Source organism: Lachnospira hominis (ex Hitch et al. 2025) (assembly GCF_040096395.1).
Lineage (GTDB): Bacteria > Bacillota > Clostridia > Lachnospirales > Lachnospiraceae > Lachnospira > Lachnospira hominis.
Map to the genome: position 1 here is coordinate 39,137 of NZ_JBBMES010000020.1, position 6,259 is coordinate 45,395.

At 37.2% G+C, this 6,259-nt stretch carries 5 protein-coding genes; 4 read left to right on the forward strand and 1 reads right to left on the reverse strand.

All coding sequences use genetic code 11. The features are described from left to right. Positions 1–102 precede the first annotated feature (102 nt). From WMO38_RS13100 to WMO38_RS13110, 3 genes are all read left to right on the forward strand, one after another. Positions 103–951, forward strand: a complete 849-nt coding sequence (locus WMO38_RS13100; protein WP_349163004.1) for a peptidoglycan DD-metalloendopeptidase family protein — start codon at positions 103–105, stop codon at positions 949–951. Between the two features lie 297 nt (positions 952–1,248). Beyond that, positions 1,249–2,577, forward strand: a complete 1,329-nt coding sequence (locus tag WMO38_RS13105; RefSeq protein ID WP_349163005.1) for an alpha-amylase family glycosyl hydrolase — start codon at positions 1,249–1,251, stop codon at positions 2,575–2,577. A gap of 5 nt (positions 2,578–2,582) precedes the next feature. Beyond that, a complete protein-coding gene (locus WMO38_RS13110; protein ID WP_349163006.1) occupies positions 2,583–3,512 on the forward strand; it encodes an AEC family transporter in 930 nt (309 codons plus the stop codon). On the opposite strand, the gene trhA is transcribed toward WMO38_RS13110, so the two are convergent. Then, positions 3,502–4,191: a PAQR family membrane homeostasis protein TrhA gene (gene trhA / locus WMO38_RS13115; protein ID WP_349163007.1), complete on the reverse strand. Its 690-nt coding sequence runs from the start codon at positions 4,189–4,191 to the stop codon at positions 3,502–3,504. The two genes, WMO38_RS13110 and trhA, sit on opposite strands and share 11 nt — an antisense overlap. A gap of 407 nt (positions 4,192–4,598) precedes the next feature. On the opposite strand from trhA, the gene WMO38_RS13120 reads away from it, so the two are divergent. Next, a partial coding sequence (locus WMO38_RS13120; RefSeq protein WP_349163008.1) for a glycosyl hydrolase family 28 protein occupies positions 4,599–6,259 on the forward strand: 1,661 nt, incomplete at its 3' end.

Here is a 6,259-nt window from a genome sequence, read left to right on the forward strand (position 1 = left end):
GTATCGGTTCGTGTAATAATAATGAAGAAAGACAGTTTGAATAATCCTGTATAAATCGGGCAACATATTAACATAAATTGTAGCAATGGAGGTTATGTTAATATGAAAGGCAAGAGTAAAGGTTGGGGAAAAGAGAAAATTATTTCTGCAATAGTTGCCTGTGCGGTTATACTTACGCTTTCGGCAGGTGTTTATTCAGTTGTGAAAGAGAGCAGGCGTGCCAATGACAATAAAAATAATGTAGTTGACCTTAATGAGAGAACGCAGAATAATGTTGCAATAAGAACGGAGGATGGAGGAGTAGAGCCTGAAAACACCGACTCGTCAGATTCTAAAGAAGATGCAGCCACGGGTGATGATGACCCTATGGGTAATGAAATAGCATCGGTTAATAATTCCGGCCCAGGAAGTACGTCAGATGTTTCGTCAAATAGCGTAAATGAAAATAGTGTAAATGAAGATTTACAGGCAGATGACAAGCAGGAACAGGTTCCGGTGGCGGCTTCGGTAAAAAAGAATCCTCTTGATGCATATTCATTTAGTGAGTCAGACAGTCTTTTACGTCCTGTAAATGGAGATGTTGTTTTAAAGTACAGCATGGACAGTACGATTTATTTTGAATCGCTTAATGTATACAAATGCAATCCGGCAATTTCTATTGCGGCAAATGTGGGGGACAGCGTTGCTGTTGCAGCAGATGGAATTGTCCAGTCAGTAGTTGATAGTGAAGAGACAAAAACAACAGTTACCGTAGGACTTGGGGATGGCTATGAGGCGACATATGGTTTGCTTGACGGCGTCAACGTAAAATCCGGTGATAGTGTATACAAAGGACAGCATCTTGGAACAGTAGCAGAACCAAGTGCATATTATGTAAAAGAGGGTGCAAATTTGTATTTTAAACTTACAAAAGACGGAATACCTGTTAATCCGATGGATTATTTTGAATAACGTAAGATAATCGGCATCCGGTTAAAAATTTACAAAAAGGCTGTAAGGGTTGTCATTGCTGTAAATGCAGAAATTTTGTTGTATTGGGTGGATATATAGGATGTGCCGGGTGCTTTATATAGATGTGGGGGCGATATGCTCCCGCGGTACATATAAATATGCTTATAAGCCTTGACACCTTAAAAAAATACAGATATTCTGATATTATCACAGGGCGTACAAATGTGACGGAGCATGATTGGGATAAAACGCAATATAGTGATGGAATATCAGGTTAGACCAAAGGAGGTCCTTAATATGTGGTTTGACGAAGCAGTAATTTATCAGATATATCCACTTGGCTTATGTGGAGCACCGTTGGTAAATAATAGTGGTGAATGTGAGGAAGAGGCCGGGAATCATAGAATTTTAAGAATTCTGGATTGGATAGACCATATTAAGTCAATGGGAACGTCATGCGTATTATTTAATCCATTATTTGAGAGTGATGCACATGGTTATGATACAAGGAATTATAATAAAGTGGACAGGCGTCTCGGAACAAATGAAGATTTTAAGAAAGTCTGCGATGCGATTCATGCATCAGGCATGAAAGTTATGCTTGATGGAGTATTTAATCATGCAGGACGTGGATTTTTTGTATTTGAAGATGTAAGACAGAAAAAATGGGACAGCAGATACAAGGACTGGTTTCACATATCGTTTGATGGAAATACCAATTATAATGATGGATTCTGGTATGAAAGCTGGGAAGGCTGTAATGAGCTTGTAAAACTTAATCTGTCAAATCCTGAAGTAAAAGAATATTTGTTTGACGCGGTAAAAAACTGGGTTAATGAATATGACATAGACGGCTTGCGGCTTGATGTTGCATATTGTCTGGACAGGCAGTTTTTGTCAGAATTGAGACATTTTACCGATGGGTTGAAGAACGGATTTGTATTAATGGGTGAGACTCTTCACGGAGATTATAACCAATGGGTTAATGATAACGCATGCTACAGCGTTACAAATTATGAATGTTATAAAGGCATTTATTCAAGTTTTAATTCTTCAAACATGCATGAAATAGCATATAGCCTTAACAGACAATTTGGAAATGAACAGTGGTGCATATACCGTGGAAAACATCTGTTTTCTTTTGTTGACAATCATGATGTTACAAGAATTGCAAGTATTCTTGAAGATAAAAATAATCTTTTTCCTGTATATGGTCTTTTGTTTGGCATGCCCGGAGTGCCCGGTGTTTATTATGGAAGTGAGTGGGGAATTACAGGAGAAAAATGTAATGGCGACAACACATTGCGTCCTGCAATAGAAAAGCCGGAACATAATGAACTTACTGATTGGATAACGGCTCTTGCAAATGCGAAACAAAAAAGCAAGGCATTGTGTTACGGAGGTTACAGAAATCTTCTTACAATGCCGAAGCAGCTTATATTTGAAAGAGAATGTGACACAGAAAGAGTTATCGTTGCTGTTAATTCTGACAGCAATGTATATCATGCTGATTTTGATGCAAGATCGGGAAAGGCAGTTGATTTGATAACAGGAAAAGAGCATGATTTTGGCGGAGGAAGTGATTTACAGCCATATTCATGTGTATTTTGGAAAACAGAGAGATAGAAATTATGGATTTAGCAATTATAGCAGCAAAGCAGGTACTTGAGATGTTTCTTATGATACTTGCAGGTTTCATATGTTTTAAAACAGGAGTAATCAAGGAAGAAGGTAAAAAAGCATTGTCTGATCTGCTTTTGTATCTTGTAGTTCCGGCAATGATTGTAAATTCGTATCTTGTAGAACATGATTCATCAATGACAGGAAATCTTGTCAGAATGCTTATATATAGTATACTTATGGTTGGAACAGGACTTGTAATTACTTATGCGGTTTTATTTTCAAAGAAAAATAAAGACAGAGGAATTATGCGGTTTGCATGTGGATTCTCCAATGCAGCATATATGGGATTCCCACTTATTCAGGCACTTTTCGGTGCTGAGGGAATACTTTATGCAAGTGTATATGTTACTGTATACAATATTTTATTGTGGACGGTTGGATATTCGTCTGTCACGAAAAAAGTAAATGTAAAAGAGATTGCAAAGAGTATACTTACGGCACCGTGTATAATTGCTGTGTTTATAGGACTTATTCTATATGGATTAAATGTGCATGTGCCGGATATTATAGGCACTCCGCTTTCAATGATTGCCGCAATAAATACACCGGGTTCAATGATTATAACAGGTGTAACTATTGCGGGCAGCAGTATGGCCGTTCTTTTAAAAAACAAGCGTCTGTTTGAAGTTATAGGAATAAGGCTTTTTCTTATTCCGGCAGCATGCCTTCTTGTAATGTGTATTATCGGTGGTAACGGTACAACAGCAATGGTTGCACTTATGCTTGAGGCATGTCCTTGTGCAGCTATAACAACAATGTTTTCAATAGAATTCGGACATGATGAGAATCTTGCATCAGGTTCGGTTGTATTTACGACACTTCTTTCTATAATAACATTGCCATTATATGCACTTATATTAACAAATATTATAAAATAGGCATTATCGCTACATATTTAAACATCATAATAAAATGGCATATACTTCCTGCCATAACAAATAAGTGAAAGATTTCATGTGACCCAAAATATTTATGCTGTGCATTAAATATAGGAAGCTTCAGTGCGTAAATGACACCGCCGATTGTATATATAATTCCACCGGCAAGAAGCCAATTGAATGCGGCTTTTGGAAGTGCATTAATAATCTGTGTAAATGCAAGAACGCAAATCCAGCCCATGAGAATATACAATACTGAAGAAACCCATTTTGGACATGTTACCCAGCAGAGTTTGAAAATGATTCCAAGAGCGGCAATTCCCCATACAAGAGCAAGAAGGACAAGTCCGATGTGCCCATGTAGTACGATTAAACATACTGGCGTGTATGAACCGGCAATAAGCACAAATATCATGCAGTGGTCAAGCTTTTTAAAAATCATATTGACCTTTGGAGAAAGGTCGAATGTGTGGTATGTTGTGCTTGCCGCGTATAAAAGAATCATGCTTACTATAAATATAGTAAGAGAAATAACATGCACAGTGTCCGGTGCGGACAATGCACGTATTATAAGAGGCGTTGCTGCAAATACAGCCATAAGCATTCCTATAAAATGTGTAATTGCACTGCCGGGATCTTTTATCTTAAAGTGATTATTGTTACTTGTAAAATTAGTCATAAAAATCATTCCTTTCATTAAAACAATGACAAGTAGTAATTAAAACTACGTGTTGATGTAATGATGATATATCAAGAAGTATAAAAAATCAATACATCTATGTAAAATTTATGTAAAAAATATTCACAATAAAATCAGCCTGTATCCTCGGAAATTCAATGAAAAATATATAATATGCACAAAAAACTAAAATAAACTTAAATTAAATTGACAAAAAATGCACAATGTTTTATGATAAAGATACTTAAATAAAATACTTGTGCAAAAGTCGTGAAAATAATGTATTTTATTTAAGATGGGTTTTTACAAATGGGGTGTATATGGTCACCCCAAGTTTTTAAAACCTGTATAAAGAGTTATTCTATAGATTATTTCTATAGGCACAAAGAGTGCAAAAGGAGGATTTTATGAGGAGATTCAGAAAAGCAGCGGCACTTGGTCTTGCTGCACTGATGGCGGTCGGCTCAGTGAATTTTGCTGGAGTTACGACAGGAGCCGCTGGTCTGCCAACAACAGACGGACATGACAAGTACGTAAATAAGAACGTATTTGATGTAATTTCAAGCGACACATTTGGTACAAAGGAACTTGAGAGTCCTTTGTTTGATAAGACAAAAGGTTCTAGTGATATTACAGATTTACAGGTGCCAACACTTGCATATGACGAATCAAGCATTGGTCTTGTATGGCAGAAGCCGGAGAAATATGACAATGTAGCAGATTATAATGTCTACATTAATGGAAAGCTTGCAGGTACAGCAAGAGAAAATTATAAGGTAAATGCAGCATGGGCTTCACAGTATATGGATTCTTTCTATGATTATTATACAGCTCAGGGCAAAAGTGATATAGACATGGTAAATGTAGATATCCATGCTTACAGAGCTACAGGTCTTGAAGCTGATACAGAATATACATTCAAGGTTGTTGCAATCGATAAAGATGGCAAGGAACTTGGAACTGCCAAGGAAATTAAACAGAAAACAACTGCCAAAGCAGAAGCTCTTAATATTAAGGATTTTGGTGCTGAGGAATCAGAAGGTTATGTAACTTATAATGATGAAATAAATGAAAAAATTGTAAAGAATACAAAGGCTATACAGGCAGCAATTGATGCATGTCCTGAAGGCGGCAAAGTTGTAATCCCTGAAAATACAGACGGAAAGGTATTCGTAAGTGGTGCTCTCTGGCTCAAGAGCAATATGACACTTGAAGTAAATGGTACACTCTGGGCATCACCAAACAGCGACCATTTTGAAATCGGCTTCCTTATGTATCCATTCTATACAGATACAAGAGGATGGGGACTTGTAAATGCAATGACAGCAGACGAGTCAAATCCTATTACAAATGTAAGAGTAACAGGTACAGGTACTCTTTATGGTAATGGCTGGAAGTATGGCATTAAAGATACAATAAAAGGAGACGGCTATACATCTAACAAGGGTGAGAGTATACAGGCAGGCGACCCTGCAGACACAAAGACATGGGGTACACCAAGATATGTAGGTGGTAATAATAAGAAGGTATTTGATTATGGCGTTCAGGCTGCTGATTCAGCAAGAAAATACCTTGCAAATGTATTTAACGAAGATGGAACACGTAAATATTCAGATGAACAGATTGCAGCACTTGATAAAAATGCAACAGGTATTTCTGATACAGATTTAAAGAATGCATATGCAACACGTTCAAGCCTTCTCATTATGAGAAACTGTGAAAATGTATATGTTGGTGATATCACAATTGAGAATCCATCAAACCACTCAGTAAATATTCTTGATTCAAGAAATATTGCTACAACAAATGTAAAAGTATTTTCATTTGATGGCAACAATGGTGATGGTCTTGGATTTGGATGCTCACAGAATGTTGTCTGCTGGGGTAACTTCACAGATACAGGTGACGATAACTTAGGTTTCGGTGCTTCTGTAGGTGAGGCAGCAAGAGACTGTGGAATTCAGACAAACTCAGAAATCTGGATGTTTAACAACTTCCTTCGTGAAGGTCACGGCGGACTTGCAGCAGGAAGCCACACAGGTAATGGTATTCAGGACGTTCTCTTTGA

Bases quoted from the DNA above. Each gene is read 5' to 3' on its own strand.
- WMO38_RS13105 (WP_349163005.1), top strand. From the start codon at position 1,249: ATGTGGTTTGACGAAGCAGTAATTTATCAGATATATCCACTTGGCTTA.
- WMO38_RS13100 (WP_349163004.1), top strand. From the start codon at position 103: ATGAAAGGCAAGAGTAAAGGTTGGGGAAAAGAGAAAATTATTTCTGCA.
- WMO38_RS13110 (WP_349163006.1), top strand. From the start codon at position 2,583: ATGGATTTAGCAATTATAGCAGCAAAGCAGGTACTTGAGATGTTTCTT.
- trhA (WP_349163007.1), bottom strand. From the start codon at position 4,191: ATGACTAATTTTACAAGTAACAATAATCACTTTAAGATAAAAGATCCC.